The organism is Paenibacillus sp. UNC496MF, assembly GCF_900113915.1.
Taxonomy (GTDB): Bacteria; Bacillota; Bacilli; order Paenibacillales; family Paenibacillaceae; genus Paenibacillus_Z; species Paenibacillus_Z artemisiicola.
Window position 1 is genome coordinate 709,590 of sequence record NZ_FORE01000004.1, and the last position, 26,534, is coordinate 736,123.

23 protein-coding genes are annotated in these 26,534 nt (G+C 63.3%); 16 read left to right on the forward strand and 7 right to left on the reverse strand.

Going from position 1 to position 26,534, the window contains the following annotated elements:
• Positions 1-9: 9 nt before the first annotated feature.
• Positions 10-1,323, reverse strand: coding sequence for a hypothetical protein (locus BMZ79_RS03190; protein ID WP_090636456.1), 1,314 nt, complete (start codon positions 1,321-1,323; stop codon positions 10-12).
• A 302-nt stretch (positions 1,324-1,625) separates the two neighbouring features.
• On the opposite strand from BMZ79_RS03190, the gene BMZ79_RS03195 reads away from it, so the two are divergent.
• The 3 genes from BMZ79_RS03195 (at position 1,626) to BMZ79_RS03205 (ending at position 4,229) form a co-directional block, all read left to right on the forward strand.
• Positions 1,626-2,543, forward strand: a complete 918-nt coding sequence (locus BMZ79_RS03195) for an AEC family transporter (RefSeq protein WP_177221984.1) — start codon at positions 1,626-1,628, stop codon at positions 2,541-2,543.
• A 191-nt stretch (positions 2,544-2,734) separates the two neighbouring features.
• Positions 2,735-3,385, forward strand: a complete 651-nt coding sequence (locus tag BMZ79_RS03200) for a VanZ family protein (protein ID WP_090636458.1) — start codon at positions 2,735-2,737, stop codon at positions 3,383-3,385.
• Positions 3,386-3,560: 175 nt separating this feature from the next.
• On the forward strand, positions 3,561-4,229 hold the full coding sequence (locus tag BMZ79_RS03205) for an RNA polymerase sigma factor (RefSeq protein WP_090636460.1): 669 nt from the start codon (positions 3,561-3,563) through the stop codon (positions 4,227-4,229).
• Positions 4,230-4,450: 221 nt separating this feature from the next.
• Here the strand turns inward: BMZ79_RS03205 and BMZ79_RS03210 are convergent, their stop codons facing one another.
• Together BMZ79_RS03210 and BMZ79_RS03215 are read right to left on the reverse strand one after the other, a co-directional pair.
• The gene (locus BMZ79_RS03210; protein WP_090636462.1) at positions 4,451-5,287 is read right to left on the reverse strand and encodes a phytanoyl-CoA dioxygenase family protein; all 837 of its coding nucleotides are present in this window, start codon (positions 5,285-5,287) and stop codon (positions 4,451-4,453) included.
• 51 nt (positions 5,288-5,338) lie between these two features.
• Positions 5,339-6,220, reverse strand: coding sequence for a phytanoyl-CoA dioxygenase family protein (locus BMZ79_RS03215; protein ID WP_256252526.1), 882 nt, complete (start codon positions 6,218-6,220; stop codon positions 5,339-5,341).
• Between the two features lie 110 nt (positions 6,221-6,330).
• Between BMZ79_RS03215 and BMZ79_RS03220 the strand changes: the two genes are divergently transcribed.
• The 7 genes from BMZ79_RS03220 to BMZ79_RS03250 all read left to right on the forward strand — a co-directional run bounded on the left by BMZ79_RS03220 (position 6,331) and on the right by BMZ79_RS03250 (position 14,896).
• Entirely contained in the window at positions 6,331-7,170 is an 840-nt protein-coding gene (locus tag BMZ79_RS03220) for an AraC family transcriptional regulator (protein ID WP_090636467.1), read from the forward strand.
• Between the two features lie 335 nt (positions 7,171-7,505).
• A complete protein-coding gene (locus BMZ79_RS03225; RefSeq protein ID WP_090636469.1) occupies positions 7,506-9,287 on the forward strand; it encodes a type 2 periplasmic-binding domain-containing protein in 1,782 nt (593 codons plus the stop codon).
• Positions 9,288-9,385: 98 nt separating this feature from the next.
• Positions 9,386-10,294, forward strand: coding sequence for an ABC transporter permease (locus tag BMZ79_RS03230; protein ID WP_090636471.1), 909 nt, complete (start codon positions 9,386-9,388; stop codon positions 10,292-10,294).
• A gap of 21 nt (positions 10,295-10,315) precedes the next feature.
• Positions 10,316-11,197 carry a carbohydrate ABC transporter permease gene (locus BMZ79_RS03235; RefSeq protein WP_090636473.1) on the forward strand — a complete coding sequence of 294 codons (882 nt, stop codon included), beginning with the start codon at positions 10,316-10,318 and terminating at the stop codon, positions 11,195-11,197.
• A 163-nt stretch (positions 11,198-11,360) separates the two neighbouring features.
• Positions 11,361-12,683 (forward strand): spore germination protein, encoded by a 1,323-nt coding sequence (locus tag BMZ79_RS03240; RefSeq protein WP_090636474.1) that lies wholly within the window; start codon positions 11,361-11,363, stop codon positions 12,681-12,683.
• Between the two features lie 42 nt (positions 12,684-12,725).
• Entirely contained in the window at positions 12,726-13,799 is a 1,074-nt protein-coding gene (locus BMZ79_RS03245; RefSeq protein ID WP_218154639.1) for a hypothetical protein, read from the forward strand.
• The gene (locus BMZ79_RS03250) at positions 13,796-14,896 is read left to right on the forward strand and encodes a Ger(x)C family spore germination protein (protein ID WP_090636480.1); all 1,101 of its coding nucleotides are present in this window, start codon (positions 13,796-13,798) and stop codon (positions 14,894-14,896) included. Before BMZ79_RS03245 ends, BMZ79_RS03250 begins: the two co-directional genes overlap by 4 nt.
• Positions 14,897-15,110: 214 nt before the next feature.
• Here BMZ79_RS03250 and BMZ79_RS03255 read toward each other — a convergent pair whose 3' ends face one another.
• Positions 15,111-16,013 carry a LysR family transcriptional regulator gene (locus BMZ79_RS03255; protein WP_090636482.1) on the reverse strand — a complete coding sequence of 301 codons (903 nt, stop codon included), beginning with the start codon at positions 16,011-16,013 and terminating at the stop codon, positions 15,111-15,113.
• Between the two features lie 197 nt (positions 16,014-16,210).
• On the opposite strand from BMZ79_RS03255, the gene BMZ79_RS03260 reads away from it, so the two are divergent.
• From BMZ79_RS03260 to BMZ79_RS03280, 5 genes are all read left to right on the forward strand, one after another.
• Positions 16,211-16,681: a DinB family protein gene (locus BMZ79_RS03260; RefSeq protein WP_090636484.1), complete on the forward strand. Its 471-nt coding sequence runs from the start codon at positions 16,211-16,213 to the stop codon at positions 16,679-16,681.
• Between the two features lie 201 nt (positions 16,682-16,882).
• The gene (locus tag BMZ79_RS03265; RefSeq protein WP_090636486.1) at positions 16,883-17,689 is read left to right on the forward strand and encodes an NAD-dependent epimerase/dehydratase family protein; all 807 of its coding nucleotides are present in this window, start codon (positions 16,883-16,885) and stop codon (positions 17,687-17,689) included.
• Complete coding sequence (locus tag BMZ79_RS03270; RefSeq protein WP_090636488.1) at positions 17,686-18,480, forward strand: aldo/keto reductase; 795 nt, start codon at positions 17,686-17,688, stop codon at positions 18,478-18,480. Before BMZ79_RS03265 ends, BMZ79_RS03270 begins: the two co-directional genes overlap by 4 nt.
• Before the next feature lie 179 nt (positions 18,481-18,659).
• Positions 18,660-20,951, forward strand: coding sequence for a copper amine oxidase N-terminal domain-containing protein (locus tag BMZ79_RS03275; protein ID WP_177221985.1), 2,292 nt, complete (start codon positions 18,660-18,662; stop codon positions 20,949-20,951).
• Positions 20,952-21,081: 130 nt separating this feature from the next.
• A complete protein-coding gene (locus BMZ79_RS03280; RefSeq protein WP_090636492.1) occupies positions 21,082-21,699 on the forward strand; it encodes a LysE/ArgO family amino acid transporter in 618 nt (205 codons plus the stop codon).
• A gap of 191 nt (positions 21,700-21,890) precedes the next feature.
• On the opposite strand, the gene BMZ79_RS03285 is transcribed toward BMZ79_RS03280, so the two are convergent.
• From BMZ79_RS03285 to BMZ79_RS03295, 3 genes are all read right to left on the reverse strand, one after another.
• Positions 21,891-22,793, reverse strand: a complete 903-nt coding sequence (locus BMZ79_RS03285; RefSeq protein WP_090636494.1) for an ABC transporter permease — start codon at positions 22,791-22,793, stop codon at positions 21,891-21,893.
• Positions 22,790-23,608, reverse strand: coding sequence for an ABC transporter permease subunit (locus tag BMZ79_RS03290; RefSeq protein ID WP_256252559.1), 819 nt, complete (start codon positions 23,606-23,608; stop codon positions 22,790-22,792). The genes BMZ79_RS03285 and BMZ79_RS03290 overlap by 4 nt, the downstream gene beginning before the upstream one ends.
• Positions 23,609-23,843: 235 nt before the next feature.
• Positions 23,844-24,632, reverse strand: a complete 789-nt coding sequence (locus BMZ79_RS03295) for a GNAT family N-acetyltransferase (RefSeq protein ID WP_177221987.1) — start codon at positions 24,630-24,632, stop codon at positions 23,844-23,846.
• 292 nt (positions 24,633-24,924) lie between these two features.
• Between BMZ79_RS03295 and BMZ79_RS03300 the strand changes: the two genes are divergently transcribed.
• Positions 24,925-26,505 carry a spore germination protein gene (locus BMZ79_RS03300; RefSeq protein ID WP_177222015.1) on the forward strand — a complete coding sequence of 527 codons (1,581 nt, stop codon included), beginning with the start codon at positions 24,925-24,927 and terminating at the stop codon, positions 26,503-26,505.
• Positions 26,506-26,534: the final 29 nt, after the last annotated feature.

The following is a 26,534-nucleotide window of genomic DNA, read 5'->3' on the forward strand; positions in this document are numbered from 1 at the left end:
CGCGCCGCGCTAGGCTTTGGACGCTTCGCCGCGGGCGAACGCCTTGTTCGCTTTGTCGACTTCGGCGAAGAAGTGCCGCAGCTCCTTCCGCGCCGCCTCGCGGACGAAGGGAAGCTCCTCGCCCATCAGGTCCGGCGTCCACTTTCGCCCGAGGTTCGCGTGGACGATTTCGTCCGCCCAGTCGTAATCCTGGAACTGCGCCATGAGCGGATGCTTCGCTTCGTCGCGGCACCACTCGTACTCCTTCTTCTTGCCGAGGCTGATCATCGCGCCTTCCTCGATGCCGATGCTGAGCCACGCGTACTGCACGGCGGGAATTTTGTCCGCGTTGATGTCGTAATCGGACGTGTACTGCGGCCGGGACATCCATTCGTGCCCGTCGGCTTCAAGCGCCGCCTGTCCGAACATGGCGTGCCGCGCTTCGTCCCAAATGTGGCGCGCGAGATCGCGGTAGAACGCCCACGGCATGTTCTTCTGGCCGTACAGCACCGCCGCGACCAGGTCGCACGCGGTCATCTCTTCCTGGCGGACGCGCATCTTCATGAGCAGCTCGCGCCCCGCGGGATCGTCCGGCGGATTCGCGACGCTCGTCCGCGCCCACGTCGTTTCGCCCATCTTGCGGGGATCGCGGACGGATCTGCCCGGCACGGCATACGGCGTGCGGGAGCGCCCGCGGCGCGGCAGATCCGTCGGCCGGGGCAGCTCGCCCGCGACGCCGCCGGCCGCCGCGAGGAAGGCGGCGATCGCGTCGGCGAACGGCGGCGCGTCCTGCGCGGTCGCGTCCGGTGCGGCAGCCGCTTCAGCGGTCGCGTCCTGCGCGGCCGCCGAGGCGCGCAGCCCGGCCAGAAACGCCCCGCCCCATTCGAGCTGCGCTTCGAGATCGAGAATCGCGCCGCGCAATACGCGGATCGTCGGCTGGTCGACGATCTGCTGGGTGGCCGCCATATGTTCCCGGTAAGCGGCCAGCAAAGCCGGCTTGACGACTTCGTAGACGGCGGATGCCCATTCCAGGTCGCTCCGGGCGTGGACGAGCTCGTCCATCAGGAGGGAGAGGACCGGGTCGGGCTCCTTCGACAGGACGGCGCTCGACGTGCGGAGCTCCGGGATCCGCTCGCGCCACTGGTTCGCGATCTCGGCGTCCTCGTACATGTGGCGGCACATGGCCACCCGAAGGTCCCAATCCTCGCGTCCGGGGAGCTGGCCGGCCGCCGCCTTCAGCAGACCTTCGTGCAGGAACCGGTAGCGCTGCAGGACGCGGGCATTCTGCTCGACGCCGTATTTGCCGAGCGCGTACGGGTTGGCGATGCCGGAAAATTTCAACATGCGGATTCCCCTTTCCGAAACGGCTGGTATCGCTTGCTTGCCCCTATTATGGCAGATCGCCCGCGCCGAAGCCTATGGCCCGAACCGCGCAATTGATGTGTTATTTTGATGCGGCCGAAGCAAGCCAGCCAAGACGGGCGATGAAGATCAGCCCCGGTCCCCGGCGATGCTAGATTTGTATCGCCGCCTCTCTATAGGCTGGCTTTATAAAACTCATTCGATTTATATATTTCAACGCATGGCCGCCGCCGTATACAATGACAAGTAAATCCAACGGCCACGAAAGAAAGGCAGGCGTTCCCATGCAATCCTACATTTCGATTTTCGGCTCGGTCAGCGTGCCGATCTTGATGGCGTGTCTCCTCGGCTATCTCTTCCAGGCATTCAGGTCCCCGGATACGAAGATACTGGCCGACCTCAGCCTGTTCGTCCTGTCGCCCTGCCTCATCGTCGGCTCGTTCGCCGGCAGCAGCCTCGGTTCGTCTTCGTTCGGGCATATCGCGCTGTTCACGGCGCTTCAGACCGCGCTGTGCTGGGCGGCGTCGCTCGCGGCGGGCAAGGCGCTCCGCTTCGACCGCTCGTCGCTCCGGTCCATGGAGATGACGACGATCTTCGCCAATTCCAACAATTACGGGCTGCCGCTGCTCCTGCTCGCGTTCGGCACGGAAGGCTTCGCGATCGGCGTGACGAACGTGGTGCTGCATATCGTGCTCGTCAACACGCTCGGGCTGTACATTTCGTCCCGCAGCTCGTTCAGTCCGCGCCAGGCCGCCGTCGCGATGGCGCGCAATCCGCTGATCTACGCCGCGGCCGCCGGCCTGCTGCTGTACGCGCTGCGCATTCCGCTGCCGGGCAGCCTCGCGGACGGATTCCGGCTCATCGGCGGCGCCTATGCCGCGGTCGTGCTGCTCATCCTCGGCATGCAGCTGCGGAAGGCCAACTGGCGCAGCGGGATGCGGCGCGAGCTCTGGATCGCCGTCGCCATGCGGATCGCCGGGGTGCCGCTGCTGTCCTGGCTCGCGATCTCGCTGCTCGGACTGCGCGGGCTGGAGGCGTCCGTGCTGTTCGTCCAATCCTCGATGCCGTCGGCGATCAATTCCGTCGTCATGATGGAGAAGTACGGCGGCGATCCGGAGATGACGGCGCTGAACGTCGCGATCACGACGGTCGCGAGCTTCCTGTATCTGCCGCTCATTATCCATTGGGCGCACGGGTTCTGACGCGGCGCGGGGATCGGAGGAGCCGCGCCGGACGCGGCCGGCAGCAGTACGGCGCTTCCCGCGCGGCGCACGCGCGCCGCGATCCGGGCGGCTTTTTAGGAAAACTTAAAAATTCCCCGCTTTCTCTTTAAGGAGTCTGCCTTAAGCTGGTCTTACGCGAAACAAAGACCACCGGAAAGCAGGGATCGCCCATGAAAGAAAAGCTGGCGCATAAGCTCGAGCTCGCCTCGTTCGTGCTCTATATGTACGTATTATTCAAAATCGTCCTCTTCAAGTTCAATCCGATCTCGCCCGGCTATCTGTGGGCGGAATTGCTGCGGAGCGTCCGCAATCCCCAAGACGTCAGCTGGCGGGTGCACGCGGGCAATCTCGTCCCGTTCGAGGAAATTTCGCGGACCGTTCACGTCATGACGCCGCACGGCTTCGTCAACGTCGTTGGCAACGTCGCGATATTCCTGCCCTTCGGCGTGTTTCTCGGCCTGCTGTCCCGCAACGGCATCTCGCTCTTCGGCGCGCTGATCTGTTCGTTCGGCCTGAGCTTCTGCTTCGAAAGCGCGCAGGCGGTCTTCGCCATCGGCCGCTTCGACGTCGACGACATGATTCTGAATTCCGCCGGCGGCCTGCTCGGCTGCATCGGCTACCGGCTCCTCGCGGCGAATCCGTTCCGCGGGCGAACGAACCGGGAGCAGGGCGGCAGGACGCGGGCTCCATACGACACGGCGCGTCCGACGCCGGATAGGGCGGCGAACGGAACGGGCGATTCGCAGCCGATCGCGGCCGCTTTGACCGGCGCGGCCCAGGGGCGGCTGTTCGCCGCCGAAGCGCGCGACGCGCATACGTAAGCCGGCAAGCGGTCCCGCGAGGGGCTGCTTTTTTATTTCCGGCTATCGCGCCCGCGGTTCCGTTCGGCCTCCGAGTTACGATTTTATAAAAATTTAAGAATTGCTTAGGTTCTCTTTAAAGTTCATTGTTTATGATGAAACGGACGAAACGGAAGCTCGAAAGCGAGGAAGCGAAATGTCACCAAACACGGAACGGCATCACGATGCTCCGGACGATTCGGGATACGGCGGTTATCTCGCCGCGCGGACAGGCCTCGGCGCCTTCGGTCCGGACGCGGGGGAAGGCGAGCCGCGCGGCGCGGGCGCGCAGGCCGGCGGCCCGGCGGCCGCGTACGATGCCGGGGATACGTTCGACGCCTGTTACCAACGGCATTACAAGCACGTCTATTATTGCGCGCACGCGATTTTGCGCGATCATTTTCTGGCCCAGGACGCGGCGCAGGAGACGTTCATCAAAATATTCCGCCGGCTCGGCGAGACGGGTGCGGCGGACGTTCAGGAAGGCTGGCTGACCGTCATCGCGCGCAATACCGCGATCGACCTGTACCGCAAGCGGGTGCGCAGCCTCGAAATCTCGAGCGAACGGATGGAAGCCGTGTCCGGCTCGGGCGACGGCGGAATCGGGCGGTTCGCCGAGGTGCCGGACGAATACGAGCTGCTCGAAAGCTTGAAGCCGGAAGCGCGCAAGGCGCTCGTGCTCGTGTACGAGTACGGCTTGTCGTACAAGCAGCTGGCGTCGATCCTGAACTTGTCCGTCGGCGCCGTGAAGACGCTCATTCATCGCGCCAAGAAGAAGCTGCAGGCGATGTCGGGCAAGGCGGAGGCGACGGAGACGTCCGCCTGACTCGGCGCCGACGATGCTTCGGACTGCGGAAGCGCTGGCCTGCTTGGCCCCGTGAGGCGGCTCGCTAGCCTCTGGCGCGAGCCTGACCCGCTTGCGCAACCGCCGAAAGGCCCGTTCCTCCCGGAACGGGCCTTTCGTGCGTCCGCATGCCGCCGCGTACCTGCAGCCGGCCGGTTAATCCAAGCCAGGCCCGGCGGCGGGCGGCGACGACCATGACGATCTTACCATTCCCACGGCATCATCACCGGATAGCCGACCTTCTCGGCGCGGAGCAGCTGCTGCGAGCGCTTCGGCAGGGCGTCGTACGTTTCGCGCGGGATTTGGATGGAATAGCCCGAGCCGTACCAGTCGCGGTTGTAGATCAAGGCGATGTTCGTGCGGCGGTAGTCCGAACGGTTCGGCGTGCCGCGGTGCCACATCCGGATGTCGCGGATGACGATGGAGCCGGCGGACATGTACACCTTCTCGGAGTGCATGTACTGCGACGCGCGCACGATGTGCATGTGCGGATTGACGACGCCGCCGAGCGTGTCCTGGTTCGCCCGGTCGCCGTGCAGGTGCGTGCCGCCCGGCCAAATCTCGAGCGGGCCGTTCTCCTCGGTCGTGTCGACGAGCGGAATGTTCAGCACGAGGCTGAAGGGAGGCAGCGGCACCGACAGCTCGGGGAACAGCGGGTTGATGTCGCAATGCACGGCCTGGTAATCCGAGCCGGGCATCGGCGTATCGGACGCGAAGTAGCTGATCTTGCTGTATGGGCCGAGCACCCCGTCGATGATGGCCATGGCGATCGGATGCTCGAGAATGGACGGGTCGTTGAACGGCGCCCGGAACGGCAGGTGCATCTGGGCGCGGTTCGTGCCGGTGTTGTAGCCGCGGCGCTCGATGTACTCGTCGAACAGCGGGTCGAACGCGCCGCGCAGCTCCGCCATTTGCTCGTCGCCGTACACTTTGTCGAGCACGATGTAACCGTTTGCTTTGACTTGCTCGACGGCGATCGCGAGCTTCTCGGGATCCAGCTTGCCGGACTGCCGTTCTTCGGGCGTCAGTTGCATTTTCATTGTCGGTAACCTCCAGGGGCCCTTGTCGGCCGAATTGTTATGCGGGAGCGGTTAGTCTTGATGCGAATGTTCGGCGTACAGCAGCGGCCAATAGTGATTGTCGTAGCGCTGGCCTTCCTTCGGGCGGGGGCCGAGCAGCCGGATGTTGTCGACGTTGTGATGGCCGTGCTTCTTGTAGGCCATGCCGTCCGGCATGAGATGCGCGACGACGGAGAGGCGCGGATCCGCCGAATGGTTTTGGCCGGAGCCGTGGATCGTCAGCGCGTGGTGGAAGCTGGCCTGGCCGGCCTTCAGCGTGACCGGGACTTCCTTCCATTCGCGTCCGGATTCCCGGGCGATGCGGTTCTTGACCGTCTCCAGATCGCGGTTGAAGAACGCGTCGCTGCCCTCGAGCAGCCCCCACTTGTGCGAACCGGGCACGACGGACATGCAGCCGTTCGTCAGGTCCGTGTCCTGCAGGGCGATCCAGGCGGTGACCAGATTCGGGGTATCCGTGCACTGCCAGTAGATATAGTCCTGATGCCAGCCGACGTTGCCGGGGGACAAGGCGTCCTTCTCGCCGGTGCCGGTGCCGGGCTTGTAAATGACCTGGTCGTACCACAGCCGCGCGCCGGAGCTGTCCATCAGGCCCGCCGCGATCCGGCCGAGCACGGGGTTCGTGACCGTCTTGCGAACGGCGTCGTTGATCCACCAGGAATTGTCGATTTTACGGAGCATCTTGGGATTGTTCGACGGGCGCCATTCTTCCAGCGGGTAGCCGTCGCCGTCGTAATCGAACGACCAGATGCGGTCATGGGCGCGGCGGAGCTCCGCGATTTCGTCCTCGCCGAACAGCACCGGGCTGACCCAGTAGCCGTTCTCCTTGTAAAATTCTTTATCTTCTTGCGTGATAAGTCCGAGCGTCTCCTTCATGGCCCACATCCCTCTTCGCATGTTCGTCCCCTGCAGAACTACTTCGAGTATAGTTCACAATCCGCGATCCGTATTGTATAGTTATTCTATCAATTGTAAAATTGTAAGAAAAAGCGGGGGAGCGCTGCGCGATGAACAGCTTCAAACCGGCGTCGCATCTGAAATCGCTGATCGAATTGTTCGACCGGGAATGGCACCGGTTTTCGTTCCCGGCGTTCGGCTTCTGGCGGGACCGGGGCTGGAACGGCGCGGGCTCGGGCTTCGAGCTGAACTATTACACGCGGGGGACGAACACCGTGGTGCAGGACAAGCGGACGCTGCATTTCAAGCACGGCGACCTCATCTACGTGCCGGACGACGTCCGCAGCAGCTTCTGCGAGGAAGGCTCGTTCGATCTCTACTACGTCATGTTCCGGTTCGATGCGCCGGATCTGAACGCGCGCATGGCCGAGCTGTTCCGGCTGCTCGACTTCGAAGCGGCCCCGCTGGCGATGCCGGGCCTGCAGGCGGAATTCCGCGCTTTCATGACGGAGCTGCGCATGGACCGGCACGTCTCGGTGCTGGCCAAGAATTATTTCCTGCACATCTTCGTGAAAATCTACATGGAACTCGCCGAGCATGCCGGCCACCGGAACAAGCACGAGCTGATCGTCCGGCAGGTCATCGAGGACTTGCAGGAACGGATGGACATCGGAGGCAAAATCCGGCTGCCGGAGGTAGCCGCCCGCCACGGGCTGAACGAGCGCTACCTGAACCAGCTCTTCAAGACGGTGACGGGAACGACGATCGGCCAATACGTGCTCTCCGCGCGCATCGAGAGCGCCAAGCGGCTGCTCGAGACGACGACGATGCCGATCACCGAGATCGCGATCGTCAGCGGCTTCTACGACGGGGCGCATTTCTCCAAGGCGTTCCGGGCGAGCGTCTCGCGGACGCCGCAGGAATACCGCGAGCAGCACGGCTATGCGTAGCGAAGCGGGTGGCGCGTCGATGGCCCCGGGACAAGCGGCGGAGCGAAAATTTACAATCGGGGCCGGGTGCCTTAATGAAGCGGGGTGGAGGAGGTCCGAACGGCCGAAGCCTGCAACGGCGCGGAAAGAAGGCTTGAATCGAGGAAGAAACGGCGGCTCCCGCGATCGGGGTCGCCATTTTTTTATGACAATTTTACAAATGGCATCGCGATTATACAATACGGGCCAAGGCGCGTGCTCTATAATGCATTCAGATGTAAAGCGCTTACAACGCGAAACGTCCTGCGCTACTCAAAACGACGGGCTCATCCGGCTCGTACAGGGGGAAATCCAGCATGAACAAGAAGAACGCGGTTGCGCCGCTCGCCGTCGGCCTTTCCTTGACGCTGATTCTGGCGGCTTGCTCCGGCAACGGAAACGGCAACGGCAACGGCGGTACGGGGAACGCATCGGACGCGAACGCCGGGACGAAGAACGGCAGCGCGGCCTCGGAGACGGCCGTGCAGCTCGATCCGAACGCGGAGCCGCCGCAGGATCCGTACGGCAAATACGATCCGCCGATCACGGTCACGACCGTGCACACGAACAACGAGGTGGCGACCAACCTCAAGAAGCCCGACACGCTCGAGAGCAACATCTACACGCGTACGTGGGCCGAGAAGCTCGGCATCGACCTGAAGTTCAACTGGACGTCGCCGGGCGCGCAGGGCGAAGAGAAGATGAACCTCATGATCGCGAGCGGCGACCTGCCGGACTTCTTCTACGTCTCCCCATCGCAGTTCGAACGGCTCGCCTCGACGGGACAGCTGGCGGATTTGACCCAGGCGCTGCAGGACTACGGCTCGAAATACATGAAGAAATATTTGACCGGCGATTACGCGGGCTTGCTCGAAGGCGTCACCAAGAACGGCAAAGTCTACGGCATTCCGAACGGCCAGACGTACCACGATTCCGGCTACATGCTGTGGATGCGCTCGGATAACGCGGAGAAGGCGGGCCTGACGCTGCCGAAGACGGTCGACGACCTCGACAAGATTCTAAACGCGTTCAAGAACAACGACTACGACGGCGGCGGCGAGAAATACCCGATCGCGCTCGCGGACGCGAACATCGCGTCGAATTTCTGGGGCATCGGCGACGCGTTCTTCAACATGTTCCATGCCTACCCGAACATCTGGGTCAAGAACGGCAAGGGCGAGCTGGAGGACGGCATGTTCGGTCCCGAGCACCGCGAGAACACGCGCAAGGCGCTGCTCAAGCTGCAGGACTATTACAAGAAGGGCTACATCAACCCCGACTTCGCGACGTTCGACGATACGAAGTACAACGAGTCCATCGTCAACAACCAGTCCGGCGTCGTCTTCGGCGGGCTGTGGGACGCGTGGTGGCCGCTGAACCTGAACCTCGACAAGCACCCGGACAACAAGTGGCTGCCGGTTGCCATTCCTTCGGCGGACGGCGAGCAGGCCAAGTCCTCCGTGACGGCCGCGACCGTGCTCGGCATCAGCGTGGCGCGCAAAGGGGTCGAGCATCCCGAAGCGCTCGTGAAGATGGAGAACCTGTACCACGACTTGAACAACAATCCGGAGACGATGCAGTTCGGCAAGTACAACACCGATCCGAAGGACAATTCCGGCATTTTCCTGGCGTATCCGATGCCGGTGTACAATCCGTCGTTCAACTACGAGGCGTTCCAGGTCGTCAGCAATGCGTTCAAGACGGGCAAGGCGGACGGCATGCCGGAATCCGACAAGCTGTTCTACGACCAGGCGAAGGCGTACGCCGACAAGAACGACAAGGCCGGCTTCCCGTCCTACCTGTCGTATACCGACCAGGGCAGCCTCGCGGTCGTCGACGGTTACATCAAGAACAAGGCGTTCCAGATGAACGAATATACGGCGATGCCGACGCAGGAAATGATCGACAACGCGCCGATCATCAAGAAGGCGTGGGACGTCATGTTCCTGAACGTGGTCAAAGGCGGCGACATCGGCCAATACGACGACTTCCTGAAGCAGTACGACGCGATCTACATGTCGGCGGTTTATCCCGGCGTGAACAAGTGGTTCGAAGCGAAGAACAAGGAAAGCATCCAAAGCTGGTTCGACAGCAATTAGACCGCCGGCGCCCGCGGCAGACCGGCTGCGGACGGACGCTCGTCCGCGGCCGCCGTCATCCCGCGGGCGGCGGAAGCCGAATGGAGTGAAGGGAAGCCATGAAACTGCTGCATGCCTTAACGATCCCGCGCCGCCAGCTGGCCCTCTACGTCATGCTGATCGCGCCGGTCGCCGTCTTGTTCGTCTACGCCTATCTCCCGATGTTCGGGGTCGTCATGTCGTTCCAGCGGTTCGAGCCGAGCCTCGGGTTTTTCCGTTCCGACTGGGTCGGCTTCGCTAACTTCCGGCGGCTCGCGTACATTCCCGACGTGAAGCAGGTCGTGCTGAACACGCTCTTCATCGCCTCGATGAAAATCGTCGTCGAGACGCTCGCGGCGATCGTCGTGGCGGTGCTGCTGAACGAGATCGTCTCGAAGCTCTTCCGCCGCGTCGTGCAGACGATCATCTACTTCCCGTATTTTCTGTCCTGGGTCATCCTCGGCGGCATCCTGCGCGACCTGCTTTCCCGGGAAGGGCTGATCAATATGCTGCTCGGCAAGCTCGGCTTCGAGCCGGTCGTGTTCCTGTCGAAGGCGTCGCTGTTCCCGTACGTGCTGGTCGGCACGGAGACGTGGCAGGTGACCGGCTTCGGGACGATCGTGTTCCTGGCCGCCATCACGACCATCGATCCGACGCTGTACGAGGCGGCCGTCATGGACGGGGCAAGCCGGTTCAAGCAAATCCTGCACATCACGATTCCCGGCATCAAGTCGACGATCATCCTCATGATGACGCTCAGCATGGGCTACATCCTGAACGCCGGCTTCGAGCAGGTGCTCATGCTGTACAGCCCGCTCGTCTATTCGACGGGCGACGTCATCGACACGTGGGTGTACCGGATGGGCCTGCAGCAGTCGCAGTATTCGCTCGCGTCGGCGATCGGGCTGTTCCGGTCGGTCGTCAGCCTCGCGCTCATTTCGGTCTCGTATTACGTCGCGCGCAAAGTATCGGATCACCGGATCTTCTAGGAAAAGGAGGGAACGCCGATTATGCCGGATCGTTCTATCGGAAGGCGTGCGTTCGCGACGCTGAACGGATTGTTGTTTGTTCTCTTCTCGCTGAGCTGCGTGGTGCCGATGATCCACGTGCTGTCCGTCTCGCTCAGCGCGAGCAGCGCGGTCAACGCGGGCGAGGTGACGCTGTGGCCGGTCAAGGCGACGCTCAAGTCGTACGCATACATTTTGAACAAATCGGAGTATTGGACCGCGATGGGCGTCTCGATCGAACGCGTCGTGCTCGGAACGGCCGTCAGCATGCTGCTGACGATCCTGATCGCCTACCCGCTGTCGAAGAACAAGGCGTCGTTCAAGCACCAATCGGCCTTCGCCTGGTACCTTGTCGTGACGATGCTGTTCTCGGGCGGCCTCGTGCCGTCGTTCATGATCGTCAAGTACACGGGCATTCTCGATTCCGTCTGGGCGCTCGTCCTGCCCGGCGCGGTGTCGGTCTTCAACGTGCTGCTGCTGTCGAACTTCTTCCGCGGCATTCCGAAGGAGATCGAGGAATCGGCGTTCATGGACGGCGCCGGCCATTTCCGGATCTTGGCGCAGCTGTACCTGGCCTTGTCGATGCCGATTCTGGCGACGCTCGTCGTGTTCATCGCCGTCGGCCACTGGAACGCTTGGTTCGACGGGCTGATCTACATGAACAACCAGAAGAACTATCCGCTGCAATCGTATCTGCAGACGATTCTGGTGCAATCCAACTCGCAGGTCATGACGCAGCAATACGCCAAGCTGATGAGCATGGTATCCGACCGGACGATCAAGTCGGCGCAGGTGTTCGTGGCGTCCATTCCGATCCTGTGCGTCTATCCGTTCCTGCAGAAGTATTTCATCTCCGGCATCATGCTCGGCTCCGTGAAGGAATAGGGCTGGGCTCCCTTCGCGAACGAGCGAGCACATGAAACAGGAACCGCGAGAAAAACCGCGAATGCCAATCCGCGGTTTTTTTGGCGCGTCGGGCCGCTAATGGATACGAACCGCCGGTGCAGGGAAGCCTAACCGCCAAAGGAAAGTCAAGGAAGGTGGCGCCATGGAGCGGTTCAACCTGGAGGACGCCGTCCCGGGCGTGACGAAATCCGTCGACCTCGTCAGCCGCGAACTGAGACTCGCCGGCGACGCCGCGCACTTGTATTATTTGTCCTCGCTCTGCGATAAGAACTATATTCAGCAAACCGTCATGGCCGCCTTTGCCTCCTCCGCGACGCTGCGGGAGTTTGCCGCGAAGCTGACGCTCGTCTCCGGCTACGAGCCGGCCGCGCCGGGGCGACAAACCGCCGACAAGCTTCTTCATGGCTACGCGCTTGTGATGCTGGAAGGAAGGATCGCCGCCGTCGAGGCCTCGAAGGCGCCTGCGACCAAAGCTTCGGATGCGTCGATGGAGAGCATTTTGCAAGGGCCCCAGACGTCGTTGTCGGAGGATATCGAGTCGAACGTGCGCATTCTGCGGATGCGGTATCCCTCGAAGGATCTGCGGGTTGAATATACGGAGATCGGCACTTCGAGCCGCACGCGGCTGGCGATCGTCTACGACCAGTCGAAGGTGGAGCCGGACGTGCTGCTGGAACTCGACCGCAAGCTGACGAAGATCGACGCGGAAGTCGTGCAGGCCGCCAACCAGCTCACCGTGCTGCTAACGGAACGGTTTCAGCTGCTCCCGACGGCGATGGCGACGGACCGGCCCGACCGGACGGTCCTGAACCTCGCTCAAGGCAAGGTCGTCCTGCTGCTGGACGGCACGCCGTTCTCGATTTATTTCCCGGCGGTGTTCTACGATTTCATGGTTTCCATGGAAGACGCGTACCAATTTCCGTGGCTGACCCGGCCGCTGCAGGCGATGCGGTATCTGTGCGCCTTCATTACGACGACGCTGCCGGCGTTGTACATCGCGTTCGTTTCGTACAATCCGGAATTTCTGCGGGCGCAGCTCGCGATCGAAATCGCCGGCAGCCGCGCGGCGGTGCCGTACGCCTCGTTCTACGAAGTCTTCTTCATGCTGTTCCTGACCGAGGCGCTGACGGAAGCGAGCATCCGGCTGCCCAAGCACATCGGGTCGACGGCGACGACGGTAGGCGGCCTCATCCTGGGACAGGCGGCGCAGGAAGCCGGTCTCGTGAGCAGCATCATGATCATTATCGCTTCCGCGGTCGCGATCTCGAACTTCGTCATTCCGATCAATACGATGAGCTACGCCATGCGCGCCGCCAAATTTCCGCTCGCCGTCCTGGCCATTTATTTCGGATTGGCCGGCGTCGTGACGGGAATTTTCGGTTTCATCGTCTACGCGACGAGCCTCAGGAGTTTCGGGCGGCCGTACCTGAAGCTGTTTCCCAAGGAAGCCAAGAAGAGCAGGTGAGCGGGTTTGACGCGATATTTCTTTTATTTCGTGGGCGTGTCCATGATCATCCATACCGTGATCTTCGTTCCGCGCGTGCACATGAACGAGCGGTACGACGGCGCGATCGCGTCCTTCGCGATCGGGCCGCTGATCGGATTCGTCCTGATCCTCGCCTTTACCGGCGCGATGAGCCGGTTCAAAGGGCAGGGGCTGCCGGAAATCGCGGCCGCTCTGCTGCCGAAGGCAGTCTATGTGCCGATGCTGCTCGCGCTCGGCACGGTCTCGCTCGCGACGGGCGGATTCGTCTGGATTCACTGCACCTACGTCTTCGCCAAGTACTTGAACCCGGACATGGCGCCGTCGACGCTGCTGATCTTATTCGTGACGGTAACGTGCTTCGCGGCGGCGCAGACGTCGAAGACGGTGCTGTACAGCACGGAAATCGCGTTCGTGCTCAGCGTTCCGCTGCTCCTTGTCTTGCTGCTGCACGGCGTCTTCAGCAGGAGTCTTAATACGGATGCCATGCGGGTCATGCTGGATTACGCGTGGTCGATCCCGTCCTGGAACAGCGTATCGGCTTCCACGAATACGTTCGCGGGCTTCCTCGGCCTCGCGATCTTCAACCGCGAGTTTACGGAGGATCGGAAGATCCGGTATTTATGGGTCATCCCGATTCTGGGCTTCGTGCTGGAGCTGCTGTCGTTCTTCATTCCGATCGGCTTCCACGGGACGGACGGCGTGGGGGATTACATCTATACGTGGGTCTCGACGGTGGACGCCATCCGCATTAAATACATCCTGATCGAACGGGTCATCTCCATCTATCTGCTCGTTTCTCTCGTGCTTGCGTTCGTCTTCGGCATGATGGCGTGGCATATCGGCGCGCAGACGATCGGCGCCTGCTTCCGGCGTTACCAGCCGAAGAAACGGCCGCCTTCCGACGTGCTGCTCGCTTTCGCCATCTGCGCGGTCGCGTCCGTTGCGACGGTCGTCGCCGGCCTTCGGATGGATGAAGGAACGCTGTTCCGGACCTATGCATCGTGGATGCGCATCAGTCTCGGATTCGAATTGCTGTTCGTGCTGCTCGTCTTCCTGCTCTCGCGCGGGAAGCGGGTACGGGAGACCGGGGCATGAAGAACGGGGCGAAGGTGCTGCTCGGCCTATGGATGTTGTCGATCGCGGCGCTGCCGGGCTGCGGCTTCAAGGATATCGATCGCCGTTTCTTCGTCATGGCCATCGGCATCGACGGGTCCGGCATCGAAGACAAGCCGTTCCGCGTCTCGTTGAAGCTCGCGATTCCGTTCCCCAAAATCCAACCGGGCCAGACGAACGCGTACCGGCTCGTATCCGACGACGCCAGCACCATCACGGAAGCCGTGCGGCACATCAAATCGAAGGTCGACAAAGAGTTGGATTTCTCCCAGTCGAAAATGATCGTCGTCGGCAAGGCGATAAGCGGCAAAATCCTCGAGAAAGACATGCTCGATTGGTTTTTGCGCCGCCGCGACATCCAAAGCTGTTCCTACATGGCGCTCGGCGATCCGTCGGCCGAAGCGGTGTTGAACGTCAAGACGAGTTCCGAGCGGTTCCCCGGCGACAGCCTCTTCCTGAGCTTCGACCGGGACGGCACCGAATCTTCGTATATCGCGACCGAAAGCCTGTTCGATTTTCACCGCCGGGTGCGGGAGAAGGGCATCGATCCGTACCTCCCGCTCATTCGCACGATCGACGACAGCGCGTTCCTGATCGATCAAGTCGCGGTCTTCGACAAGGAACGGATGAAGGCGATTCTGACCTCGGAAGAGACGCGCATTTTCAACGAACTGGTGGCCCGTATCCAAAGCTTCGACATCGAGACGAAAACGGAGCAGGTCCAGTTCGCGCTGAGCGTGCATCGCTTCCGGTACGCGTACGACATCCGCGACGCTCCGCCGGCCATTAACCTGAAGGGCCGCATCGTCGCGCAGGCGGAGGAGTCGACGGAAGCGTTCTATACGCGGCCTTGGACCTATTACGAGCAGCTGGCCGAGCGGCAGGCGGAAACGCGTTACGCGCGCCTTCTCCAGAAGCTGCAGCGCCTGAACGTCGATCCCGTCGGCTTCGGACTGCGCTACCGCGCGACCCGATATGGGAAGGAGAAGGATTGGAAAGCGTGGCAGGCGCTCTATCCGAAGGTGGCGTTCCATCCGAAAGTCAGCATCGACATCAAGAGCTCCGGAGGGATCAAGTGACCGCTTCCGGCATCGGCGAGCCGTTCGGCGAGCCGGGCAGGGCCGGAGCTCGACTCCGAAGGCGATCCGTCGGACGGTTCCGAATACAGGCAAGCCAACAAACCGCCGGGGCACCCCCGGCGGTTTGTTTTGGCTGCCGGCTAAGCGCGGCCGGCAGCCGGCGCGGCTGCTTCCGCGCTGACGCCCGCCGACCCCCGCAGTGACTTCGGCGGATTTAGGACGTATTCGCCTGCGCGACGATTGCTTCGACGTGGCCGCGCAGCGCCTTGATGAACGCGCGCATCGCATGGCCGACGTAGCGGTCGCTGCGGTAGATCAGGCAGATATCCTGGCTCGGCACGGGCTGCGTCAGGCGCACGGTCGCGATGTCCTTGCGGTCTATATGATCCAGCAGCAGGCGCGGCAGCACGCACGCGCCGATGCCGCTCTCGACCATGCGGAGCAGGGAGGAGAGCGTCGTCGTTTCCATATGCGGCCGCAGGCGGAAGCCGTGCTCCATGCAGAAGCGGTCGATCAGCCGACGGCATTGGTGCTCGGGCGGGAAGAGGACGGTCTTCAGGGTCTGCAGCCGGCGCAGCGGGACGGACGCTTCCCGCGCGAGCGGGTCGGACGCGGCGACCGCAAGCGCGAATTCCTCGCGGAAGAGCGGAAACTTCGTCAGGCGCTCGTCGGCGACCGGTTCGATCGTCACCCCGACGTCGATGGTGCGGTCGAGCACCCGCTCCGTCACGTCGGCGCTCTCCAGCAGGGAGAGCGAGATCGCCGGATGCGCCCGGTGGAACGCGAGCACCAGCGAATCGAACATCAGGTCGGCGTCGCCGGGCAGCACGCCGATGACGAGCGAGCCGCCCTTCGTCTGCTTCAGGTCGGCGATGGCGTCGCTTGCGCGGCGCAGATGCCCGAAGACGGCCGCGCCGTGCTCGCGCAGGATTTCGCCGGCCTCGGTGAGGAGGATGCGCTTGCCGCTTCGCTCGAACAGGAGGACGCCGAGCTCTTCCTCCAGGCCGCGGATCTGCTGGCTGATGTTCGGCGCGCTGACGCCCGTCTTCTCGGCGGCGCGCGCGAAATGCAGCTCCTCGCATACCGCCATGAAATAGTGCAGCTGTTTCAGCTCCATGCCGGAACCTCCCTTCTTCGCGATAGCAATCGATTGTTCCGGTCTCATCCATTATAGCGTTCGCGCGGGGGGAGCTCCAAGGGCGATCGGTAAGTCTCGCTTAATCCGGCGGTAAGGCGCGCTGCATTGAGCGGACGCGGCAGGTGGCCTATACTGGGCACAGATCGGCCGTTACCATCCCAAAGGAGGAATCATCCATGTCCGAAATCATCTTAAACTCGGCGCTGACGCTGCGCCGGATCGTGCTGCAGCAGGTCGACGCCATTCCCGAGGAGCTGTTCGACGTCCAGCCCGCCGGCTTCACCAACACCGTACGCTGGAACGTCGGCCATCTCGTCTATTGGGCGGACGCGTACATGACGCTCTGCTTCGGGTCCGGCTCCGCCATTCCGTCCGCGTACGCCGCCTTCTTCGACTCCGGCACGAAGCCGGCGGATTGGACGGAAGCGCCGCCGTCCAAGGCGGAGCTGCTCCGCGTGCTGTCCGCCCAGCTCGACCGGTTCGCGGACATCGCCCCGGACCGTCTGAACGCGCCGTTCGCGCCGCCCCTGCGGCAGGGACCGCTCGAGTTCCATGCCGCGGGCGATTTGTTCAACTTCGCGCTGATGCACGAGGCGATGCATCTCGCGGCTTGCGGGAGCTTGCTGAAAGCCGCCGTCCCCGCCTAAGCGCCCGGCGTTCCGTCCGGCTGCGGCCGGGACGCGCGCCGGCCGGGCCGGATGCAGAACCGTTGGAGGCGCGACCGGGCAGCGGTGGCAGTTACCTCAAGGTTACTGAGTAAACGTTTTTTCACTCCTTACCCCGGATCGGCGCCATTGGTATACTGAGGGCAGGTCCAACCGGCCGTTCACAGGGAAGGGGAAATCAGAATGAACATCTTGATCACCGGGGCTACGGGCAGCGTGGGTTCGGGCGCCGCGGAGCTGCTGCGGGAAAACCACGACATTCGCTTGTCCGACGTCGTCGAGGTCGACGCGGAGCTGCCGTTCCATCTCGCGGACGTTCGCGAGCCGGGCGCGCTGGACGCCGCGTCCGAAGGCGCCGACGTCATCGTGCATACGCCGGCCTGGCACGGCATCCATATGGGGCAGCGCTCCGAAGAGGAATTTTACGCCTTGAACGTGACGGGGACGTTCAACATGTTCCGCTCGGCGGTCCGCAACCGCGTGCGCCGCGTGGTGTGGCTGTCGAGCATGTCCGTTTACGGCGATGATTTTTACGCGTACACGAAGAAGCTCGGCGAACAGCTGTGCCGCTATAATCATGAGCGTCACGGCATCGAAGTCATCATGCTGCGGCCGGCGGATTTCACGCCGTTCCGGGATCTTCGCCACTACGGCGAACGCATGCTGCACGGCGGCGTCGACCGGCGGGATGTCCTGCGGGCCGTGGAGCTGGCGGTAGAGGGGCCGCAGAAGTTCGGCGCCTATCATATCGTTCGGGAGGACCGGTTCACGGAGGACGACGCGCGGTCGTACGCCGATGCGCCGGCGGACGCGTGGGAGCGCTTGTACCCCGGCGCGAAACGCGTGATCGAACGATACGGCTTCCGGCTGCCGGACGCCGTTCGTCCGCCCGATCTGGCGAAGGAGCGGGAGGAGCTGGGCTACCGGCCGGCCCATCACTTCGGCACGTTCCTCGCGGAAAGCGCGCGGGACGGGGAGATCGTCGAATGACGGCGGCGAAGCTCGGCCTCGGCGGCCATTCGTTCATCGCCGAGCTCGGCAACGATCCGCAGGCTTCATTCGAGGAGCAATGCGCGATCGTCGCCGCCTGCCTCGACAGCGGCGTCGGCTTGATCGATACGACGTATTACCAGGAGCGCGTCGCGCTCGGCGACGTGCTCGAGCGGCTCGGACGCCGGGACGAGGCCGAGATCATGGCGTGGAATTTCTTCAAGCAGCCGGGCAAGGAAGGGGAGCTCGTCGGCTTCACGCCGTACGAGCCGGAGCATCTCGCGGCGATGCTGGCGGAGCTGCGCACGGACCGGATCGACGTGCTCGTCGTGCACGTCCATGACGACGCGGCGCGGCTGCGCGCGGAGCTGGCGCTCGCCGCGCGCTGGGTAAGCGAGGGACGGGTCAAGCGCGTCGCGCTCGGCATGGCGCGTCCGGCGCATCTGCTTGCGCTGCCCGAAGGCCACCCGGTAACTTCGGTGCTGGCGCCGTACAACGCCTTCTACCGGGAGGCGGGAGAGCTGTTCCGGCTCGCGAAGGAGCGGGGCATGGCGACGATCGCGCTGTCCCCGTTCGTCCGCGGCTGGCGGCTGGACGAGCTCGGGGCGGACAAGGACGACGCGGCGGATATTTTGCTCCGCTGGGCCGCGACGCAGCCGGCGGTCGACCGCGTCATCGTCTCGATGCGCCGGGCGGCATGGGTCGACGCCAATCTGCGGGCGGTCCGGCGCGGTCCGCTGAGCGAAGCGGAATCGGCTCGGCTGCAGGGCTGGCTGTCGCGAGGAGGCTGAACCGCCCGCGGTTCATCTAAGTAATGGCCGTCATGCTTAGTCGGCAATTCATGGCCGTCATAATGGGAAAAAGCCCCGGGCTCCGGGGCTTTTTTTCCTAATTTATGGAACCTTACGGCGCGCCGCCGCGTCTGGAAAGCATATTCGTTCCGAATATCCATCGAACAGGGGGCCACGCCATGCTTCACCGATCACGCAATCGCACGCTGCTCTTGACCTTGCTTCTGACCGCCGCGTTCCTGCCGCCGGCATCCACGCCGCCCGCACTGGCCGTCGGCTCGGCCGTCGGCTCGATCGCCGCCGCCGCTTCGGCCGACGGCGATGCCGTGAAGCTGACCTACAACGGAAAAGCGTTCGTTCCGAAAGCGGCGCCTTTCGTCGCCGGCGGCATAGTCTATCTCCCGCTCCGGGACATCGGAGAGCTGCTCGGCACGCTCGTCTACTGGAACGCGGCCGACCAATCCGTCACGCTGCAAGATCCCGAACGGAAGGCGAGGCTGGCGTTCGGCTCGACGACCGCGACCGTCAACGGCAGGGAGGTCGCGCTGAGCGCGCCGCTGCGGCGCGTAGGCGGCCAGGTCTTCGCGCCGCTCCGGTTCTTCGCGGAAGCGTTCGGGGTCGCCGTCGCATGGGACGAGACGGGCAAGACCGCCGCATTGACGCAAGCGAAGCCGTTCGTGAAGGCATACGACGGCGGCACGCTATGGCTGAACCGCGGCACGGGCGACCTGTACTGGGCGAAGGACGAGCAATCGCCCGTGCTCGGCATCGGACGGGTGAACGCCGGTTTTCAAGGCGAGCTGTCGATCCGCTCGAGCGGCTTCAGCGGCGGCCAAGCGGTCATTACCATCGTCGACAAGTACGGCGGACCGCCGGCGCATTACGACGCGTACGAGGCGTTCATCCGCGACCGGACCGTTTTCGCGCAGAAGAAAGCCAGCTACGACAGGCGGTTCGACCATAATGTCACCGTGCTGCCGATCGAGGACGGGGCAGGCGGCTGGCTGTTCCGCACGGTGCTGACGGACGGGCGGACCGCGACCGTCTATGACGAGACGGGCAAGATCGCGGAGGAATACGATTTAACCAAGCTTGCGGGCGCCGACGACAGCTATTCGCTGCTCTCGATCGGCGGCGACTATCTGCTCGTTCGGCCGAATCGGACGGGACTGCTGACGCTCATCGACCTGAAAGACCATTCCGTCACGGCGCTCGCCGGCAAGCTCTTGACCGGGAAGGACCTGGATTACGCGCTCCACAACCAGGTTCCGTATCCGGGCGACGAGCTGAGCTTCGCCGCGGACATGGGGCACGGCCAGCTGGATTTCTTCTACGACAGTCCGCTCGGCGGCCCGTACGCGCATGACCGGTTGTCGTATTTCCGTCCGTCTTACGCGGAGGAGCAGGCGGCGCTTCCCAAGCCCCGGACCGTCCAGGAGCAAGCGGCGGGCTGCTCGCCCGACACCGTCAAGGAGGTCGGCATGCAGGACGCCGACCAGCTCTACCTGCCGCTGATCGGCGCCGATCCGGACGACCGGGCGGCGATCGCGAAGGTCTGCGGCATGCTGAAGAAATTCGCGGCGAACGGCGTCCGCGAAGACATCCCCAAGGTGCCGGACGACCAGTTCTTCCACGGCATGAGCATCGCCTTCGACGACGGCGACGGCGCCATTCTGTACGAGACGCAAGGGCCCATGCTCGTCTACGGCGGAACCGGCGGGAAGAACAGCCTCGTGCTGCGCGACGGCGCCGCCGTTCATGATTTCGAAGCGCTGAAGAAATTGCCGTACATGGACATCGCTCCGAACCCGCTGCGCTTCGGCCAGTCGGCGCATTTGCGGGGGGACGACGGCGATACGGCGAAGAACGGCATGCTCGCCGTCCATTGGACGCCGATGACCGGCGCGGCCGGTTCAGGGTCCTTGACGGTGTACGAAGGGACGACGACCTACGGCCGCTACGACGTCAGCTTCAAGGTGCCGGCCTACGGCAAGGCGGAGGACGGAACGCTCCGTCCGATCGCGCCGGGCAAAGGGTACTTCTCCATTCTCCCTTATACGGGCGGGGCGCCGCTTTACGCCGAGGTCCAACCGGCCGAAAGCGCGTTCCTGTCGGTCAACGGCGTGCCTGCCGCCGATCCCGCGCTGCGGCCTATCGCGAGCGAGGGCCGCGTCTACGTGCCGGTGCGCGCCGTCGCGTCGCTGTCGGGCCAGCCCGTTCAATGGGATCCGGCGACCCGCGCCGTCTTGATCCGGACGAAGCCGTCCGAAGCGAAGCGCGGCGAAGGCTTGCGCTTGTGGATCGACGGCAAGCCGGCGGCGGCGGAGCTGCGGCCGGTATTGCGCGGCGGGACGGCTTACGTGCCGGTCCGCGCGGTGACGGCGGCGTTCGGGCTGCCCGTCGTCTGGAATGCCGGAAGCCGGAGCGTCGACGTGACGGTTCCGCCCGTCAAAGCCGCGGGCAAGGCGTGACGACGGGCGGTCTATGCTTTTGCGGCGGCGCGTGATAGAATAGGCTGACTTCGCCGTACAGACGGACGCAAGAACGATTTCCCTTCCGGAACCATCGCTTGGTCGTACGCGCAGCAAAGGGGGAATCGCGATGGTTAGCGCCGTCATTCAAGGCTTCGTCTTGGCGCTCGGCCTCATTCTGCCGCTCGGCGTGCAGAATATGTTCGTCTTCAATCAAGGGGCGACGCAGCGCCGCTATGTCCGGGCGCTCCCGGCAGTGCTCGTCGCCTCGCTCTGCGACACGCTGCTTATTCTGCTCGCGGTGCTCGGGGTCTCGACGGCCGCGTTCGGCATCGCGTGGCTCAAGCTGACGCTGATGCTCGCCGGCATCGTCTTCCTGCTGTACATGGGGCGGGCGACCTGGAAGAGCGGCGCCGGCACGGGCGCCGGCGGCGAACCGCCGGCGCCGCTCGGTCCGCGCCGGCAGGCGGCGTTCGCGCTGTCCGTGTCGCTGCTCAATCCGCACGCGCTGATGGACACGATCGGCGTGATCGGCACGAGCTCGCTCAATTACGAAGGCGCGGACAAGCTCGCCTTCGCGGGCATCTGCATCCTCGTCTCGTGGCTGTGGTACTTCGCGCTTGCGCTCGCGGGCCGCATCGTCGGCGCGAAAGACCGCGCCGGACGGCTGCAGGCGGGGCTGAACCGGTTATCCGCCCTCGTCATGTGGGGGACGGCGGCGTACCTGGTCTACATGCTGCTGGCCTGAGCGCGCATCGCGGTCGCCGTCCGCGCAATCCGCGCCGGCCATGCCGAACGCCGCGTCCGCAAGCAACGACAAAACGCCAACCCGATGGTTGGCGTTTGTCGAATGTCTTCTTCGTTTGAAGAACGCCAACCGCCGATGGTTGGCGTTTTGTTCGTTGCGCGGCTTTTTCCGTATGCAGGCGCATGGGCTGCTTATAACTGCGACGCTTTGGCGAACGTCTTCCGGTAATGCTTCTCCAGGCCGATCGAGATCAAATGGAAGCCGAGGATGAAGACCACGTAGGCGGCGAGCGGCACGAACAGGATCCACTGGTTCGTGAACAGGTTGTCCCGCGCCTGGCCGACGAGCCCGCTCCATTCGTTCGTCCGGCTGAGGTATTCGACCGGATCGAACAGCATTTTCGTGCCGCCGACGAAGATGTTCAGGATCGCCAGCTGGCCGAACAAGCCCAGAATCAGCACGATCTCCTGCACGAACAGGATGAGGAAGCTTTCCTTCATATGCGGAAATACGTGCTTCCGCAGAATCCGCCAGGAACCGGCGCCGATCGAGCGGGCGGAGAGCACGAACTGCTTCTCCCGGACGATCGCCGTCTTCTCCTTCATCGTGCCGGCGACGGACGGGATCCCGACGGCCGTCAGCACGACGGCAAGTATAAGCGACATCGCCGGCGCGGACGCCCCGGGATTCATCGTGATGCCGATCATGATCATCCAGACGATGACGAAGACCGGAATGCCGTTCAGCACGTTCCAGAGCGGCAGACGTCCCGCGCGCGGCTTCGCCTTGCCGAAGTAGCCGGCCATCAGGCCGATAAGGCCGCCGATCGCCATGCGGGCGAGAGCCACCGCGAACGCGACGAAGATCGTGTACCGCGAACCCGCGAGCAGCTTGGCGAGCATGTCGTAGCCGTATTTGTCGGTGCCGAGCGGATACGACGCCGACGGCGGAAGCGGCGGAACGGTCAACGTGCCGCCGCTGTAGCTGACTTGCGCGGACTCGTTCAGATCGTGAGGCGCGAAGTAATGGCCGAACAGGGAGGCCAGGAGCATGAAGGCCGTGACGACGAGGCCGGCCAGCAGCGTTTTGTTCATCGCACGATCACCTTCTCCCAGCCGTACACGACGGCGCGCAGCAGCGCGTACACGACGGCGTAGAGCGCAAGCAGCGCGAGCAGTCCGTTGACCACGAGGCCGTATTGGTACCCTTCGTTGGCGAACGCGTTGGAGAAGACGAAGAGCGTCACGCCGTTCAGGTTGTACAAATACTCGAAAATGAACAGGTTGCCGAACAGGATGCCCATGAATTTATGCAGGTCGGCTTTGATGAAGGGGAGCACGTTCGGCAGGGCATGGAAGAACACGATGTACGTTTTCCCGAGACCGCGCGCTTTGGCGAAATTGATATAGTCCTCCGTGAACGCGTTGTTCATCTGCAGGGCGACGTTCCGGACCATGTAGTTGGCCGGAATCAGAATCGTCGAGATGAGCGGCAGCGCGAACGCCGGGTCATCCGTGGACGCGCTCGCGACTTTGAAGACGACCATGCCGGTCTCCGACGCGACGTACACGACGAGGAACTGCAGCAGGATGACGATGACGAAGTCCGGCAATATGCCCGTCAGCTCCAGGAGCCGCTTCATCCAGCGGGCGCGGGACACCGCGAAATACACCCCGAGCAGCACGCCGCCCGTCAAGCCCGCCAGTCCGCCGACGACGGTGTAGAAGCCCGAGATGGAGAAGCTGGCGCCGATCTGCGCCCAGAACGACAGCTCCGTCTTGCCCGACAGATAACGGAACGAGCTGCCGGACGGGAAGCCGGCGAAATAATGGCGGATGCCGGCGAAGCCGTCTCCCCAATGAAATTGCAGGGCGGCGCCTTGGCTGCCCTGCAGCACGGCGGGAAACATGGCGAACAAGAGAACGAACAACAAAATGCCGGGTACGATTAACACTGCCTGTAAGGCTCTTGACATGCGGGGCATTCCTTTCTTGGGATAATCGAACGATTCTCGTACAAGTATAGCCCCTTCAGCGATAAAAACAAGACTTGACTCGACAGAATTTGACATAGATCGAACATCTTATGTGAGATTTATCGCACATAAGGAATCGCTGTCTCCCATGTCCGGTTTTCGGCGTCGATCAGCCCAGGTAGAGCCCGATCTCGGCATCGTCGCGGAAACCGAGCTGCCGGTAGACGTTCAGTCCCATGCCGCTGGCCTGCAGCACGGCGAGCCGTCCGCCGGCGGCTTGTCCTTCGCGAACGGCATGCGCCGTCAGGACGCTCCCGATCCCCCGGCGTCGGAAGCCCTCGGACGTGGCCACGTTATAGATGCCGATCGTCTCCCCGTCATGCACCGCGGTCGCCGCGCCGGCCGGCCCGCCGTCCAGGAAGCCCACGTAATGACGGAACGCCGCGTCCTCGCCGGTCCCGGCGATTTTGTTGATTCGCATGAAGACCTCGCCCGCCTCGCCTTCCAGCCCGAAGGCCGGCAGGATGACGTCCTCGAGCCAAGCGAAATCCGACTCCGTTCGGACCGGCCGGATGTCCATGCCGGCCGGCGCCGGAACATCGGGCGTCCAATCGGCCAGCGGAAGCGACATCCCGGTCATGACGCCGGCTTTCTTGAATCCGTGCGCTTCCAAAGCGCGCGCCAGCCCGGCGGCGTCGCGGTCATGCGACCAGGTCAGCCACGACAAGGGAAGACCGCGTTCGCGGTAACGCTTCGCGATCGCGCCGATGTCGGCGTCCGCGCCCGCTTCGTCTGCTCCTTCGTAGGCAATGACGCGGTTATACAGCGGATGCGGGAGGTCGGATTCGTAGCGGATCGCCCGCGGCGTACGCTCGAAGACGATGCGAGGGCTGGACAGGCTCATGTGCTCCAGGGTGCGGATCATATTGCGTTTAATCGTTTCGGGGATGGTTGTCATGGGTCGGTCCTCGCTCTGCAGGATGAATTTGCGTGTCCATAGGAGGACACGTCTGTAGATTAAACGACAAAAGGGGACATTTTGTTGCATAGTTTCACTAAATACAGGCTGGCGGCGAAGCTTTCGGCCGGGATCGGGATAAGGGCACCCGCGCACCCGGGCCGAAGGCGGCTTTAGCGCGCCGGGGACTTTGCGTCTAGACGGAAGAAATGGAATATTTTCGTCGGCGGCACGGGAAAATAACAGCTAACGCGGACTAGGGGGTATCAGGGTGAAACGGTTCAGCAAACGGATGCGCATGCAGCCCGGGTATCCGGTTCTATCGGAGGACATCGACGCGGAGGACGGGGACAAGACGAGCTTGTCGGCGGATTTCGATCAGAACGAGGCGGAGTTCCGGGCGCGGTTCGACAACTGTTTCGATATTGTTTTTCGCGGGGGGACGCTGGGCGGCGGCGGCCGGTGGCTCGTTATCTATTTGGCCAGCATCGCCGACGAACAGCTGATCGACGAACAAATATTGAAGCCGATCCTCGCGTTCGGCGGCGAGCCCGAGTCGGACGCGCCGATCGGCGCGCGCCTGCTGGAGCAGCGGATCGTCTCCGGGGGATCGACGATGCTGTCGGCCGACGTGAAGAAAATCGTCGGCAAAGTGCTGGACGGGTATGCGGCCGTTCTTGCGGGAACAGACGCCGAGGCGCTGCTGGTCATGGCGTACAATCCCAGGCAGCGAAGTCCGGAAGAGCCCTCCTCGGAGCAAGTCATTCGCGGTCCTCGGGACGGTTTCGTCGAGAATCTAGCGACCAACATCGGGCTAATTCGCATCCGGCTGAGAACGACGCGGTTGAAAATGGAACCGGTCATGCTGGGAGAATTGACGCAAACCAAGACGGTCGTGGCTTACATCGCAGGCATCGCCGACGACTCGCTGATCGCGGAGGTCCGGGCGCGGGTCGAGCGGATCAAGATCGACGGCATTCTGGATTCCGGCTACGTCGAGGAGTTCATCGAGGACCTGCCGTATTCGCCGTTTCCGCAAGTGCAGAGCACGGAACGCCCCGACGTCGTCGCCGCCGAACTGCTGGAAGGCAAAGTGGCCCTCATCGTCGATAACACGCCGTTCGTGCTTATCGTGCCGATGACCTTCTGGAGCGGCCTGCAGGCGAGCGAGGATTATTATACCCGCTGGCCCATCGCGACCTTCGTGCGCTGGATCCGGTTCCTGTTCATCTTCATCGCCGTCTTCGCGCCGTCCTTGTACGTCGCGGTGACGACGTTCCATCAGGAAATGATTCCGACCAACCTCGTGATCAGCATCGCTTCCTCGCGGGAAGCCGTGCCGTTCCCGGCGTTAATCGAAGCGATCTTGATGGAAATCACGTTCGAGGCGCTGCGGGAAGCGGGCATCCGCCTCCCCAAGCAGATCGGGCAAGCGATCAGCATCGTCGGCGCCTTGGTCATCGGGCAGGCGGCCGTGCAAGCGGGCATCATCTCCGCGCCCGTCGTCATCATCGTCTCGATCACGGGCATCGCGACGTTCACGATTCCGCGTTACAGCTTCGCGAGCGGCGTCCGGCTGCTCCGGTTTCCGATGCTGTTCCTGGCGGGAACGCTCGGCCTCTACGGCATCGTGCTCGGCTTCCTCGGCATTCTGCTGCACGTCGCGTCCTTGCGGTCGTTCGGGGTGCCGTACTTCGCTCCGGCGGCGCCGACCATCGTCTCGGACTTGAAAGACATATTCATCCGCGCGCCGATCTGGGCGAAGACGCGGCGCCCCAAGCTGCTGAGCCGCGCCGATCCGGTTCGCGAGCCGGACGGGCAGAAGCCCGGCCCCGACCGGGGCAGGCGCTCGCCGGAAAACGGACGGACGTAGCCGGGCGCTGACATAGAGAGGGACCGTGG